Here is a 12919-nt window from a genome sequence, read left to right on the forward strand (position 1 = left end):
GGCGGGTGCTGTACGCGCTCACGGACGCGGGGCGGGCCGAGCTGCGGGCCTGGTTCTCGCGGCCCGTGGAGCGGGGGATCCCGCAGCGCGACGAGCCGGCCATCAAGCAGGTGGCCGAGCTGCGCGGCTCGACCTCCCCCAGCGAGGCGCGGCTGCTGCGGCTCACCCAGGTCCGTGGGAGCGGCGAGTGACGGAAACTTCCGCACCGTAAACGGTGGATCACCCTCCATGGGGGGCACCTCAGTGATGAGGTGTACCGGTGCGAGAGAATGGCGGCATGGAGATGCCGAGGAACGAACGGTCGCCCGAGCAGCCCCAGATCCTGGTCGTGGGCCAGGACGGAATGGCGCTCGGCGGCACCGGGGACGAGGACTCCCGCGAGATTCCGGTGACGGAGATGGTGGAGCAGCCCGCCAAGGTCATGCGGATCGGCAGCATGATCAAGCAGCTTCTGGAGGAAGTGCGAGCGGCTCCCCTGGACGAGGCGAGCCGCGTCCGGCTCAAGGAGATCCACCGCAGCTCGGTGAAGGAGCTGGAGGACGGTCTGGCCCCTGAGCTGGTCGAGGAGCTGGAGCGACTCTCCCTGCCCTTCACGGAAGGGGCGACCCCGAGCGACGCCGAACTGCGGATCGCGCAGGCCCAGTTGGTCGGCTGGCTGGAGGGTCTCTTCCACGGGATCCAGACCACCCTGTTCGCCCAGCAGATGGCCGCGCGGGCGCAGTTGGAGCAGATGCGGCGGGCCCTGCCGCCCGGCGTCGGCCACGACGGCGAGGACGGCCACATGGGCGGCCGTTCGGGCGGGCCCTACCTGTAAACCACGTAAACGAAGGGGCCGGCGAAGAACGTCGGCCCCTTCACTCATGCCTCACGGCACTGACGACTCACAGCACTCGGACTCACGCCCAGGTGATCAGCCGCTTCGGCTGCTCCAGGATCGCCGCCACGTCCGCCAGCACCTTGGAGCCCAGCTCCCCGTCCACCAGCCGGTGGTCGAAGGAGAGCGCCAGGGTCGTCACCTGACGCGGTTTCACCTTGCCCTTGTGGACCCACGGCTGGAGCTTGATCGAGCCGACCGCGAGGATCGCGGACTCACCGGGGTTGAGGATCGGCGTACCGGTGTCGACGCCGAAGACGCCGACATTGGTGATGGTGACGGTGCCGCCCTGCATGGCGGCGGGCGAGGTCTTGCCCTCCTTCGCCGTCGCCACCAGCTCACCCAGCGCCTGGGCCAGCTGCGGCAGCGTCTTGGCGTGCGCGTCCTTGATGTTCGGCACGATCAGACCGCGCGGGGTGGCCGCGGCGATGCCCAGGTTCACGTAGTGCTTCTGCACGATCTCCTGGGTCGCCTCGTCCCAGGACGCGTTGACGTCCGGGTTCCGCTTGATGGCGACCAGCAGGGCCTTGGCGATCAGCAGCAGCGGGTTCACCCGCAGGCCCTGCATCCCGTACTTGTCGGACTGCTTGAGCTCCTCGACCAGCTTCATCGTGCGGGTCACGTCGACGGTCACGAACTCCGTGACATGCGGCGCGGTGAACGCCGAGCCGACCATCGCCGCGGCCGTCGCCTTGCGGACGCCCTTGACCGGGATACGGGTCTCCCTGGCCGTGTCGTACGTCGGTACGGGCGCGGGCGCCTGGGCCGGGGTGGGCGCCGGCGTCTCGACGACCGCCGACTCCGGGGCCGCCGCCGCGTGGACGTCCTCGCGGGTGATGATGCCGTCGGGGCCGGACGGGACGATCGTCGTCAGGTCGACGCCGAGATCCTTGGCCAGCTTGCGCACCGGCGGCTTGGCCAGCGGGCGCTCCCTGAGCGCCGCCACCGGGGCCCCATGGCCGTTCAGCTCGGTCTGGATCACGACCGAGGTCTCCTGGACCGGCGCGGGCTCCTGGACGGGGACCTGGGGGCCCTTGCGGGGGCGCCGCTTGGTCGAGGACGCGGCGACGCCGTACCCGACGAGCACGGGCTGACGTCCCTCGGGCTTCTTCTCGGGCTCGGGCTCCGGCTCGGCAGCGGGTGCCGGTGCCTCGACGGGAGCCGCCCCGCCCGACACGTCCACCGCGATGATCGACGTGCCCACGTCGACCGTGGTGCCCTCGGGGAAGTGGAGCTCCCGGACGACACCGTCGTAGGGGATGGGCAGTTCGACGGCCGCCTTGGCGGTCTCGACCTCGCACACCACCTGGCCGTCGGTGACCTCGTCACCGGGCTTGACGTACCACTTGAGGATCTCGGCCTCGGTGAGGCCCTCGCCCACGTCCGGCATCTTGAACTCGCGTACGGACGCTTCCGTCATCGTCGTCACGACCCTCTCCTCAGTACGCCAGGGCACGGTCGACGGCGTCGAGTACCCGGTCCAGGCCCGGCAGGTACTCCTCTTCCAGGCGGGCCGGCGGGTAGGGGGCGTGGTAGCCGCCGACCCGGAGCACCGGGGCCTCCAGGTGGTAGAAGCAGCGCTCCGTGATCCGCGCCGCGATCTCCGCGCCCGAGCCGAAGAACACCGGTGCCTCGTGGACGACGATCAGACGGCGGGTCTTCTCGACCGAGGCCTGGATGGAGTCGAAGTCCAGCGGAGACACCGAGCGCAGGTCGAGAACCTCGAGGTTCCTGCCTTCCTCGGCGGCCGCGTCGGCGACCTCCCGGCAGAGCTTCACCATCGGGCCGTACGCGACCAGGGTGAGGTCGGTGCCCTCGCGGACCACCTGCGCCTTGTGCAGCGGGCCGGGGATGGCTTCGGTGTTGACCTCGCCCTTGTCCCAGTAGCGACGCTTGGGCTCGAAGAAGATCACCGGGTCGTCGCTCTGGATGGCCTGCTGCATCATCCAGTACGCGTCGAAGGGGTTGGAGGGGCTGACGACCTTGAGGCCCGCCACGTGCGCGAAGAGCGACTCGGGGGACTCGGAGTGGTGCTCGACCGCGCCGATGCCACCGCCGTAGGGAATGCGCACGACGACGGGGAGCTTGACCTTGCCCAGCGAGCGGGCGTGCATCTTCGCGAGCTGCGTGACGATCTGGTCGTAGGCCGGGAAGACGAAGCCGTCGAACTGGATCTCCACCACCGGGCGGTAGCCGCGCAGCGCGAGGCCGATCGCGGTGCCGACGATGCCCGACTCGGCGAGCGGGGTGTCGATGACCCGCTCCTCGCCGAAGTCCTTCTGCAGTCCGTCCGTCACCCGGAACACACCGCCGAGCTTGCCGACGTCCTCGCCCATGATGAGGACCTTGGGGTCCGTCTCCAGGGCACGGCGCAGCGATTCGTTGATCGCCTTCGCCAGAGCCAACTTTTCGGCTGCCATGTCAGACCCCCTCTTCCTCTGCGAACGACGCCTGGTAGGCGGCGAACTGGGCGCGCTCCTCGTCGACGAGCGCGTGTCCGTCCGCGTACGCGTGCTCGAAGATGGCGAAGCGGTCCGGGTCCGGCATGGCGCGGACCGCTTCACGTACTCGCTTGCCCAACGCCTCGCTCTCGGCCTCGAGTTCCGCGAAGAATCCGTCGTCCGTGTGGTTTGAGGCCTCCAGGTACCGGCGAAGGCGCAGGATCGGGTCCTTCGCCTCCCAGGCCACGCGCTCCTCGTCGGCCCGGTACTTGGTCGGGTCGTCGGAGGTGGTGTGGGCACCCATCCGGTAGGTGTACGCCTCGACCAGGGTGGGGCCCTCGCCGTTGCGGGCGCGTTCCAGGGCCCACTTGGTGACCGCGAGGCAGGCCAGCACGTCGTTGCCGTCCACGCGCACGCCCGGGAAGCCGAAGCCCTGGGCGCGCTGGTAGAGCGGCACCCGGGTCTGCTTCTCGGTGGGCTCGGAGATCGCCCACTGGTTGTTCTGGCAGAAGAACACGACCGGGGCGTTGTAGACCGCGGAAAAGGTGAAGGACTCGGCCACGTCGCCCTGGCTGCTCGCGCCGTCGCCGAAGTAGGCGATGACGGCACTGTCCGCGCCGTCCTTGGCGATGCCCATGGCGTAGCCGGTGGCGTGCAGGGTCTGGGAGCCGATGACGATCGTGTAGAGCTGGAAGTTGTTGCTGTTGGGGTCCCAGCCGCCGTTGTTCACACCGCGGAACATGCCCAGCAGGTTGGCCGGGTCGACCCCGCGGCACCAGGCGACGCCGTGCTCGCGGTAGGTCGGGAAGACGTAGTCGTCCTCGCGGGTGGCTCGTCCGGAGCCGATCTGGGCTGCCTCCTGGCCGAGCAGCGAGGCCCACAGGCCCAGCTCGCCCTGGCGCTGCAGGGACGTGGCCTCGGCGTCGAAGCGGCGGGTGAGCACCATGTCGCGGTACAGACCGCGGAGCTCCTCGGGGGTGATGCCGGCGACGTACTTGTCGTACGTGGCGTCCTTGACGCGCTTGCCTTCGGGCGTCAGCAGCTGCACGAGCTCGGGCTCGGGGCCCGGCTGCTTTTTGGCGGTCGTGCGCTTGCCGGCCGTGCTCTTGGTACTGGCGCTGCGTCGCGATGTGCGCGCGGCAGTGCTCTCCACGGTCACGTGTGCTCCTCCGTCGGTCCGGCTACCCGGGTTCGCCGGGCGCCTGGGGGTCCCCCCAGCTCCGTTCAGGAGCCTGGGGGAGCGGCGCACCTGAAGCCCTGCGGACGCACGGGGTGGGTGCGGCTCGGTCGGGAACAGGCGTGACAGGTGCCCCGGCGAGCGCCCTGCACGATGCACGTTACCCAGTGCCTCACATTTCTGTGAAACCCCTCCTGACCTGCGATTTTGCTTGGATTTCCAAGTAAAGTCGGCAAAGTCGGGAACAACTCCTGGTCACAGCCTTGCAGGGGGCCGGAACAACGGCACGTTAACCCGGTGACCCAGGTCACGGGAAGAGCCTGCCTGGAGCGAGCTCTCAGGGGCTGTGTGAGACTGCCCTCGTGCGCGAAGACGGAAAAATCCGGGTATTTCTCCTCGACGACCACGAGGTCGTCCGGCGGGGTGTCCATGAGCTGCTCTCGGTGGAGGACGACATCGAGGTGGTCGGCGAGGCCGGTACGGCGGCCGACGCGCTGGTCCGGATCCCGGCCACCCGGCCCGACGTGGCCGTCCTCGACGTACGGCTTCCGGACGGCAGCGGGGTGGAGGTCTGCCGGGAGATCCGGTCCGGGGACGAGAACATCAAGTGCCTGATGCTGACGTCGTTCGCCGACGACGAGGCCCTCTTCGACGCGATCATGGCGGGCGCCTCCGGATATGTCCTGAAGGCCATCCGGGGCAGTGAACTCCTGGCGGCCGTACGTGATGTCGCCGCCGGGAGGTCCCTCCTGGACCCGGTGGCCACCGCGCGCGTGCTCGAACGGCTGCGGGGCGGCGGCAGCGCCAAGAGCGACGACCGGCTCGCGCACCTCACCGAGCAGGAGCGCAGGATCCTCGACCTGATCGGCGAGGGGCTCACCAACCGCGCGATCGGCGAGCGGCTGCACCTGGCAGAGAAGACGATCAAGAACTATGTATCGAGTCTGCTTTCCAAACTCGGTATGGAGCGTCGCTCGCAGGCGGCGGCGTACGTGGCGCGGATGCAGGTCGAGCAGGAACGTCGCTGAGGACCGCGGCGGGCGTGTCGCAGCGTATTGCAGGCGTATTGGGGACCAAAGACCCCTGCCCCGGGCGGCGTGTACGGCCGACATTGGTCGTATGCCCTTCGACGAACGGCCCTCCGGCGAACAGCTCGCCGTCGATCTGCTCGCCCGCACCGGCTACGGCCGGGTGGCCACCAGCATGCGTGCCCTGCCCTTCCTCGCCTTCGCCCGGCACGTCGTGGACGACGGGCGGGTCCTGCTGCGGCTGCCCAGGAGCTGCGGCTACCACCGGGCGTGCGTCGGCGGCGTCGTCGCGTACGGCGCGGACAATCTGAGCTCGGCCCGGCCGGGCGAGGGGCTGTGGTCCGTCCAGGTCGTGGGCGAGTGCACGGCGTACGAGCCGACGGCCGCCGAGCTCGAGCGGTTCGGGCCGACACCCCGGTTCGTGGACGGCGAGCCCTATGAGCCGGTCTATCTGAGCGTCGAGCCGCAGTTCGGCACGGTCCACTCGACCGACGGCGCCCTGGAAAGTCACTTCGCGCACATGCCGTGACCAAAAGCGACTGTCTGTGACAACGCCCAGCTCACAGGCCCGGCTCGTGCCCTAGCATCTGGCGCGTGCCGCGCCCTTGTGTACCACCCCCCATGCCTCACGCGCCCCCACTGCGGGCCCTCCTCAGCCAGTACGCCACCGGCTCCGCCGTCACCTGCGAACCCGTCGACCAGGGGCTGCTCAACCGCGGTTACCGCCTGCGCACGACCCGCGGCCACTACTTCCTCAAGCATCACTTCGACCCCGAGACCGCCGACCCGGCAGCCATCGCCCGCCAGCACCGCGCCACCGAGCGGCTGGCGGTCCTGGGCGTCCCGGTCGCCCCGCCCCTGCCCGACCGCGACGGCCGCACCGTCGCGGTCGTCGGCGGCCACTCCTACGCCCTCCACCCATGGATCGAGGGCCGCCACCGCCACGGGGGCCAGCTGACGCCGGAGCAGTGCGGACGGCTGGGGGCGCTGCTCGGGGTGGTGCACGCGAGTCTGGAGCGGGTGATGCCGGTGCAGGGGCGAGTGCCGGGCGCGCGCAGTGAGGCGTGCGCCGGGCCTCAGGGCCGCACGCCCGCGGCCGCCGCAGACCCCCGCGCCAAGAGCGCCGACCCGGCCGACACCTTCGCCCTCATCGACGACCTGCTCACCCGCGTACGCCGGCACCGCCCCGCCGACTCCTTCGACGAGCTGGCCCGGCACCGGCTCCTGGAACGGCGGGCGCTGCTGGAGCGGCACGCGGATCGGCGGCCGTCGCGGGGCGGGTGTGTGGGGTGGGTGCACGGGGACTTCCACCCGTTCAACCTGCTCTACAAGGGGGACGCCCCGGCCGCGATCGTCGACTGGGACCGGCTGGGGGTGCAGCCCCGCGCGGAGGAGGCCGTACGCGCCGCCGCGATCTTCTTCGTACGGCCCGCGGGGGCGCTCGACCTGCCGAAGGTGCGGGCGTACGCGCGCGCGTACCGGCGTACGGCGGGCGCCACGCCCTCGGAGCTGACGGCGGCCGTCCACCGGGTCTGGTGGGAGCGCCTCAACGACTTCTGGATGCTGCGCTGGCACTACGAACGCGGCGACACCCGCGCGGACCCCCAGTTCCCGGCGGCCTCGGCGCTGGTGGTGTGGTGGACGCGGGAGTACGAGGCGGTGTGCGAGGCCTTCGCCGACTGAGCCGCCCGTCCGGGAAAACGCCACGCGCGCGTGCGGTCCGTTTCCGGTCCGCACGCGCGCGTGGAGGCGTACTGCTGCGTCAGCCGCCCTCTACGTCACCGGTGGTGCCGCCCGCGTCGGTGCCGCCGTCCGTCTCCGTCGGCCCCTCCGTCGGCTCCGTGGGCGTCGGCTCGGTCGTCGTCGGCTCCGCGGTCGTCGGCTCGCCCGTCGGCTCCGTGGCCGTCTCCGTGGGGGTCGGCGAGGGTGTGTACGACGGGGTCGAGGACGGGGACCAGGACGAACCGGTGCTCACGGAGCCGTCGTCGGTCTGCTCGTCGGTCGCCTCGTCCGTCGGCTCGTCGCTCGGCGACTCGCTGGTCGTCTCCGAGGGCGTCGTGGAGGTGGTCGGCTTCTGGGTGGTGCCGTCCTTGCCGCCGTCCCCGCCGCCCCCGTTCAGCGCCAGCGCGACACCTGCCGCTATGGCGACCACCGCGAGGACCGCGAGGATCCACAGCTTGCCGCGGCCACTGCCCCGGTTGCCGTGCCCCTCGAAGCCGCCGTCGTCCCCGCCGCCGTAGCCGCCGGGCAGGATCGGCTGCGGGATCTGCGTGGTGCCGGAGGCGTCGCCGGGGTGCTGCATGACGGTGGTGCCGGCGAAGCCGCCCGAGGGAGTGTGCCGGCCGTCGTGCATCGCGACCGGCCCGGTGTTCCAGGTGCCGGTGTGACCGCCCTGCTCGTACAGCATCTGCAGCCCGTACTGGACCAGCCCGCGCATCTCCTCGGCCGTCTGGAACCGGTCGTCCGGCTCCTTGGCGAGCGAGCGCATGACCAGGCCGTCGAGCTCCGGAGGCGTGGCGTCGGAGACCTCGGACGGAGGCGTCGGGATGTCCTGGACGTGCTGGTAGACGACGGACAGCGGGGTCTCACCGGTGAACGGCGGCCGCAGCGCCAGGAGTTCGTAGAGGAGGCAGCCCGTCGCGTACAGGTCGGAGCGGTGGTCCACCGCCTTGCCGAGCGCCTGCTCGGGCGACAGGTACTGAGGGGTGCCCATGACCATGCCGGTCTGCGTCATCGTCGACTGTGCGCCGTGCAGCGCGCGGGCGATGCCGAAGTCCATCACCTTCACGGCGCCGCTGTGGGTGATGATGACGTTGGCCGGCTTGATGTCCCGGTGCACGATGCCGTGCTGGTGCGAGTAGGCGAGCGCCTCCAGGACACCGGAGACGATGATCAGCGCCTGCTCGGGCCCCGGGGCCTCGGCGTTGAGCAACAGGTCCCGGATCGTCCGGCCTTCGACGATCTCCATGACGATGTACGGAACGGCATGGCCGTTCGCATAGTCCTCGCCGGAGTCGTACACCGCGACGATCGCGTGGTGGTTGAGGCCGGCCACGGACTGGGCCTCGCGGGTGAAGCGGGCCTTGGAGACCGGGTCCTCGGCGAGGTCGGCGCGCAGCAGCTTGACCGCCACGGTGCGGCCGAGACGTACGTCCTCGGCGGCGAACACCTCGGCCATGCCGCCCCGGCCGAGTCTGTGTGTCAGTCGATACCGGCCGTCGCCGACCAGTCCGCCGTTGCCCCACATCTCCGGCGCGTCTGACATCCCGCCGCCAGTCGCCTCGGGGTCGGACGGGCCCTGAGCGCGCTGCTGCTGTGCCATCGGTCCTCGCCGTCGTTTCTGCCCGCGGTGCGCGCGGTGTTGTTACGGTCTCCGTCGGCCACGCTACAGCCTCCGCGCAAGCCTCCGGTCCGGGATGAGCTTGGGGGCCGGTCCGAGACGGACCGGTCATCAAAGCGGTAGCACGCGCTGTCGTGCAAATTCTGTGTACCGGCCGTAGGCCACCTGTAACGCTTCCGCGACGCTTCTTTCGCGTACGGTCACGGAACGGGCACCTGGCTTGACCTGTCAGTGCCGTGGGGCAGACTTGGCCGGGAATGAGCCATTCGATCAACGACAGTCGGGCCGGCGCCTGATGGCCGATGGGGGACGCGGAACATGAGCCAGGACGGCGCACACGGCCGGTATGCGGGGCGGGCGATCGCCAACAACCGCTATCAGCTGCGCGACTTGCTCGGTGAGGGTGGCATGGCCTCGGTGCACCTCGCGCACGACACCGTGCTCGACCGCCCCGTCGCGATCAAGACCCTCCATACCGAGCTGGGCCGGGAACAGGCCTTCCGCGAGCGCTTCCGCCGCGAGGCCCAGGCCGTGGCCAAGCTCACGCACACCAATATCGTCTCGGTCTACGACACGGGCGAGGACAACCTCGACGGGATGACGATGCCGTACATCGTCATGGAGTACGTCGAGGGCCGGCCGCTCGGCTCGGTGCTCGACGAGGACGTACGGCAGTACGGCGCGATGCCCGCCGACAAGGCGCTGAAGATCACCGCCGATGTGCTGGCGGCGCTGGAGATCAGCCACGAGATGGGCCTGGTCCACCGCGACATCAAGCCGGGCAACGTGATGATGACCAAGCGCGGCGTGGTCAAGGTCATGGACTTCGGCATCGCGCGCGCCATGCAGTCGGGTGTCACGTCGATGACGCAGACCGGCATGGTGGTCGGCACCCCCCAGTACCTCTCCCCCGAGCAGGCGCTGGGCCGAGGTGTGGACGCGCGCTCCGACCTCTACTCGGTCGGCATCATGCTGTTCCAACTGGTCACCGGGCGGCTGCCGTTCGACGCGGACTCGCCGCTGGCGATCGCGTACGCGCATGTGCAGGAAGAGCCGGTGGCCGCTTCGCAGATCAACCGCTCGCTGCCGCCCGCGGTGGACGCGCTGATCGCCCGCGCCCTGAAGAAGAACCCGAACGAGCGCTTCCCCAGCGCCGAGGCCATGCGCACCGAGTGCCTGCGGGTGGCGGCGTCCTTCCAGGCGGCCGCGCCGAGCATCGTCCCCGGCGCGCAGACGTCGAGCGGGGCGGGCGTGGGCTCGGCGGTGTTCCCGCCGGTGGACCAGGGGACCCCGGCGCCGACGGGGCCGGTCCAGACGCCGTACCAGCCGACGCCGAACCCCTACGGCACCCCGCCGCCCTCGACCCCTTCCCCGGCGTACGGCTATCCGCAGCAGGGCGGATACCAGACCCCCACGCCGGCGCCGAACGCGTACGCCTCGACGCCGCCGCCGTACAACATCACCCCGCACCAGGCACCGCCCTCGGGCGGCGGCGGCAAGAGCAACAAGCCGGTCATCCTCGGCTCGATCATCGTGTCCGTCGTGGCGGTCGGCGGCCTGATCGCGGCGCTGACGCTGAACGGGGGCGGGACGGACGACGACGCCGGCGGCGACACCACACCGACCACCTCGTCGACGCCGTCGGGATACCGGACCGGGGACGCGAACCGGACGGTCGAGACGACCGAGTGCACCGAGCCGCAGGAGTCGAACAACGACCCCAAGCAGGTGCAGATGCCGGACTTCGCGTTCAAGAACTGGGACTCGGTCAAGCTGTGCCTGCAGGCGGCGGGCTGGTCGTACGACCCCAACGACTACGCCGAGAACACATACGGTCAGGGCACGATCATGAACCAGTTCCCCAAGGCCGGGACCGACTTCGACCCGAAGAACCCGCCGGACATGCAGTTCGACGTCTCGACGGGCGTTCCGGCCGGTTAAGAGGCCGGGGTGGAACCGGACGGGCCCCACGGGTTCCACTTCAGGTCGCTGGAGCAGAGCCGCAGAAGGTCGTCGCCCTCGAAGACCAGGTCTCCGGCGTTTCTGACATGCCCGCAGTGATCATGCTGTGACCTGCCTCAGACCGCCGTGCTGCCGACCATGAGGATCTTGATGGCTACGGTGTCGCCGTCGATCTCGTACGTGGCTCTGCAGGCATCGACGCGCAGCCGCCGCAGGTTGGTGTTGCCGAGCTTGGTGCTTGCCGCGGGTTCGGGGTTCTGGGCGACGGTGTTGATCGCCTTGACCAGGGCTTTCACCGCGTCGCCGTCGCGGGATCGGAGCCGTTTGAGGCCTTCGGAGGCGGCCCGTTCCCAGATGATCGTCTAGCTCAAGAGGCTTCTGCTCCGGCGATGATGGCGTCGATCTGGGCCGAGGTGGACGTAGCGCCGCCCGTAGTCCGCGCGTACAGGGATACGGCTACGTCGGCGAAGTCGATCGCCTGCTCACGCGTGTCCTCGTCCGGGATGGAGTCGGCGAGCCCCTGGGTCCACCAGTGGTTGAGGAACGCCTCGAAGCCTCCGGAGTCGGACAGCGAGCCCAGCTCCGTGTAGAAGTCGGCGCGGTGATCGAGACGGAGGGCTGCTCCGACGCTGTCGACAGTGCGCTGGATGACGTCGGCCGTATAGCCGGTGGCCTCCCGGGCCTCGGCTACAGCGTTCTTGCCCGCCCCCGGGCTCGAAGAGCGGTTGCGGTCCCTGCTGTTCGGGAGTCCCGAGCCGCGGTTGCGGTGTCTCGTCGCGGAGTTGGACGGGGCCGTCGTCGGATACGCCACCTGTTCCGCCGAGGTGTCCACCTGGGACGGTTCCGAGTACCTCCACATGGACTGTCTGTTCCTGCGGCACGGGCACCGCGGGCTCGGACAGGTGCAGTGGCAGACGCCTGCGTGGAACGAGGGGGCCATTCGCTTCTATGGGCGGATCGGGGCCACGTCCAAGGACAAGCGGCGGTTCTTTCTGCCCGTCACATGAGTCGGGAACGTGAGGAAGGGGCCTGCACCGCAGGCCCCTTCCCGTGTTCACGTCCTCGCGTCAGCTGATCTTCGCGTAGCCGTAGTTGATGAGCTTCTTCACGTCCGCCGTGCGGTTGGCCTCCGAGGAGGCGGTGAGGACCGTGCCGATCACCGACTCGCCGTTGAGGGTGGCGGCGAAGATGAGGCAGTACTTCGCCTCGGTGCCCGAGCCGGTCTTCACGCCAAGCGTGCCGTTCCAGCCGAGCAGGAGGTTGGTGTTCTTCCAGGCCGCCATGGTGCGGGTGGAGCCGGTCTTCGTGATCGTCTTGGCCGTGTACGACTTGGTCTTGACGACGGTCTTCATGGTGGAGTTCTTCATCGCGCTGCGCGCGAGCTTCGTCAGGTCGCGCGGCGTCGAGGCGTTGGCGCCCTTGCTGATGCCGTCGAACGAGTCGAACTTGGTGTTCGTCATGCCCAGGCTCTTGGCCATGGTGTTCATCTTGCCGATGAAGCTCTTGGTGCGGGCCGCGACCGTCGTGCCGCTGCCGTACTTGTCGGCGAGGGCCATCGCGGCGTCGCAGCCCGACTTCAGCAGCATCCCGTAGAGCAGCTGACGGACGGTGACCTTGTCGCCGACGATCAGGTTCGCGGAGGAGGCGCCGTTGGCGACGATGTAGTCGCTGTACGCCTTCTTGATCGTGACCTTGGCGTCCAGGTTCAGGTTCGACTGCGACAGGACGACCTTCGCGGTCATGACCTTCGTGGTGGACGCGGTGAGCCGCTTGGTGTCGGCGGACTTCGAGAAGAGCGTCGTGCCGGTGGCGCTGTTCATCAGGAACCCGCCCTTGGCGGTGATGGTGGGCGCGGTGACGGCCTGCGCCGGCGCCGCGGTGAGGGCTCCTGTGGCGAGCAGCGAGCCGGTGGTCACGGCCACGGCTACGGCTCTGCGGATACGGATGCCCTGAATGCCGGTAATCAAGTGAGGTACCCCGAATACGTTGAATGCCCCTGGCGTGCGGCCGAGTTGAGACCTGAAAGTTGTTGGGGCCGCACGTGTCTGACTCGTAAGTAGCACAGAAGGTTGTGCGACTGCTGGGGCGGGTTTGGAT

General features: G+C 69.7%; 13 protein-coding genes and 1 pseudogene. 7 read left to right on the plus strand and 7 right to left on the minus strand.

Features of this window, described 5'->3' with window-relative positions; translation table 11 throughout:
• Nucleotides 1-191 (plus strand): annotated as a pseudogene (locus tag TN53_RS49615) (hypothetical protein); the annotation flags it as partial.
• A gap of 86 nt (nt 192-277) precedes the next feature.
• Entirely contained in the window at nt 278-814 is a 537-nt protein-coding gene (locus tag TN53_RS26075; RefSeq protein WP_046261094.1) for a bacterial proteasome activator family protein, read from the plus strand.
• An 82-nt stretch (nt 815-896) separates the two neighbouring features.
• Here the strand turns inward: TN53_RS26075 and TN53_RS26080 are convergent, their stop codons facing one another.
• Genes TN53_RS26080 through pdhA form a run of 3 tightly spaced genes read right to left on the minus strand, consistent with a single transcriptional unit; the run spans nt 897 to nt 4474 of the window.
• On the minus strand, nt 897-2303 hold the full coding sequence (locus TN53_RS26080; protein WP_046261095.1) for a dihydrolipoamide acetyltransferase family protein: 1407 nt from the start codon (nt 2301-2303) through the stop codon (nt 897-899).
• A 10-nt stretch (nt 2304-2313) separates the two neighbouring features.
• A complete protein-coding gene (locus TN53_RS26085; protein WP_046261096.1) occupies nt 2314-3294 on the minus strand; it encodes an alpha-ketoacid dehydrogenase subunit beta in 981 nt (326 codons plus the stop codon).
• 1 nt (nt 3295) lies between these two features.
• On the minus strand, nt 3296-4474 hold the full coding sequence (pdhA, locus tag TN53_RS26090) for a pyruvate dehydrogenase (acetyl-transferring) E1 component subunit alpha (RefSeq protein ID WP_046261097.1): 1179 nt from the start codon (nt 4472-4474) through the stop codon (nt 3296-3298).
• A 380-nt stretch (nt 4475-4854) separates the two neighbouring features.
• Here pdhA and TN53_RS26095 point away from each other — a divergent pair, with 380 nt between their 5' ends.
• The 3 genes from TN53_RS26095 (at nt 4855) to TN53_RS26105 (ending at nt 7203) form a co-directional block, all read left to right on the plus strand.
• Nucleotides 4855-5520, plus strand: coding sequence for a response regulator (locus TN53_RS26095; protein WP_046261098.1), 666 nt, complete (start codon nt 4855-4857; stop codon nt 5518-5520).
• A 91-nt stretch (nt 5521-5611) separates the two neighbouring features.
• Nucleotides 5612-6049: a pyridoxamine 5'-phosphate oxidase family protein gene (locus TN53_RS26100; protein ID WP_046261099.1), complete on the plus strand. Its 438-nt coding sequence runs from the start codon at nt 5612-5614 to the stop codon at nt 6047-6049.
• A 92-nt stretch (nt 6050-6141) separates the two neighbouring features.
• A complete protein-coding gene (locus TN53_RS26105; RefSeq protein ID WP_046261100.1) occupies nt 6142-7203 on the plus strand; it encodes a phosphotransferase in 1062 nt (353 codons plus the stop codon).
• A gap of 79 nt (nt 7204-7282) precedes the next feature.
• Here TN53_RS26105 and TN53_RS26110 read toward each other — a convergent pair whose 3' ends face one another.
• Nucleotides 7283-8842 carry a protein kinase domain-containing protein gene (locus tag TN53_RS26110; RefSeq protein ID WP_095046732.1) on the minus strand — a complete coding sequence of 520 codons (1560 nt, stop codon included), beginning with the start codon at nt 8840-8842 and terminating at the stop codon, nt 7283-7285.
• 336 nt (nt 8843-9178) lie between these two features.
• On the opposite strand from TN53_RS26110, the gene TN53_RS26115 reads away from it, so the two are divergent.
• Nucleotides 9179-10801, plus strand: coding sequence for a protein kinase domain-containing protein (locus TN53_RS26115; RefSeq protein ID WP_046261102.1), 1623 nt, complete (start codon nt 9179-9181; stop codon nt 10799-10801).
• Nucleotides 10802-10938: 137 nt separating this feature from the next.
• Here TN53_RS26115 and TN53_RS26120 read toward each other — a convergent pair whose 3' ends face one another.
• Nucleotides 10939-11181 (minus strand): type II toxin-antitoxin system RelE family toxin, encoded by a 243-nt coding sequence (locus TN53_RS26120; protein ID WP_324609631.1) that lies wholly within the window; start codon nt 11179-11181, stop codon nt 10939-10941.
• 8 nt (nt 11182-11189) lie between these two features.
• Entirely contained in the window at nt 11190-11681 is a 492-nt protein-coding gene (locus tag TN53_RS49370) for a hypothetical protein (protein WP_052745314.1), read from the minus strand.
• Here TN53_RS49370 and TN53_RS48490 point away from each other — a divergent pair.
• Entirely contained in the window at nt 11605-11829 is a 225-nt protein-coding gene (locus TN53_RS48490; protein WP_324609629.1) for a hypothetical protein, read from the plus strand. The two genes, TN53_RS49370 and TN53_RS48490, sit on opposite strands and share 77 nt — an antisense overlap.
• 60 nt (nt 11830-11889) lie before the next feature.
• Here the strand turns inward: TN53_RS48490 and TN53_RS26135 are convergent, their stop codons facing one another.
• On the minus strand, nt 11890-12789 hold the full coding sequence (locus tag TN53_RS26135; RefSeq protein WP_420719126.1) for a D-alanyl-D-alanine carboxypeptidase family protein: 900 nt from the start codon (nt 12787-12789) through the stop codon (nt 11890-11892).
• Between the last annotated feature and the right edge of the window lie 130 nt (nt 12790-12919).

The organism is Streptomyces sp. WM6386 (assembly GCF_000972385.1).
GTDB lineage: Bacteria > Actinomycetota > Actinomycetes > Streptomycetales > Streptomycetaceae > Streptomyces.

What these genes read in the sequence shown, in the direction of transcription:
- TN53_RS26075 (WP_046261094.1), top strand. Translation starts at nt 278, where the DNA reads ATGGAGATGCCGAGGAACGAACGGTCGCCCGAGCAGCCCCAGATCCTG.
- TN53_RS26085 (WP_046261096.1), bottom strand. Translation starts at nt 3,294, where the DNA reads ATGGCAGCCGAAAAGTTGGCTCTGGCGAAGGCGATCAACGAATCGCTG.
- TN53_RS26100 (WP_046261099.1), top strand. Translation starts at nt 5,612, where the DNA reads ATGCCCTTCGACGAACGGCCCTCCGGCGAACAGCTCGCCGTCGATCTG.
- TN53_RS26105 (WP_046261100.1), top strand. Translation starts at nt 6,142, where the DNA reads ATGCCTCACGCGCCCCCACTGCGGGCCCTCCTCAGCCAGTACGCCACC.
- TN53_RS26110 (WP_095046732.1), bottom strand. Translation starts at nt 8,842, where the DNA reads ATGGCACAGCAGCAGCGCGCTCAGGGCCCGTCCGACCCCGAGGCGACT.
- TN53_RS26115 (WP_046261102.1), top strand. Translation starts at nt 9,179, where the DNA reads ATGAGCCAGGACGGCGCACACGGCCGGTATGCGGGGCGGGCGATCGCC.
- TN53_RS49370 (WP_052745314.1), bottom strand. Translation starts at nt 11,681, where the DNA reads ATGTGGAGGTACTCGGAACCGTCCCAGGTGGACACCTCGGCGGAACAG.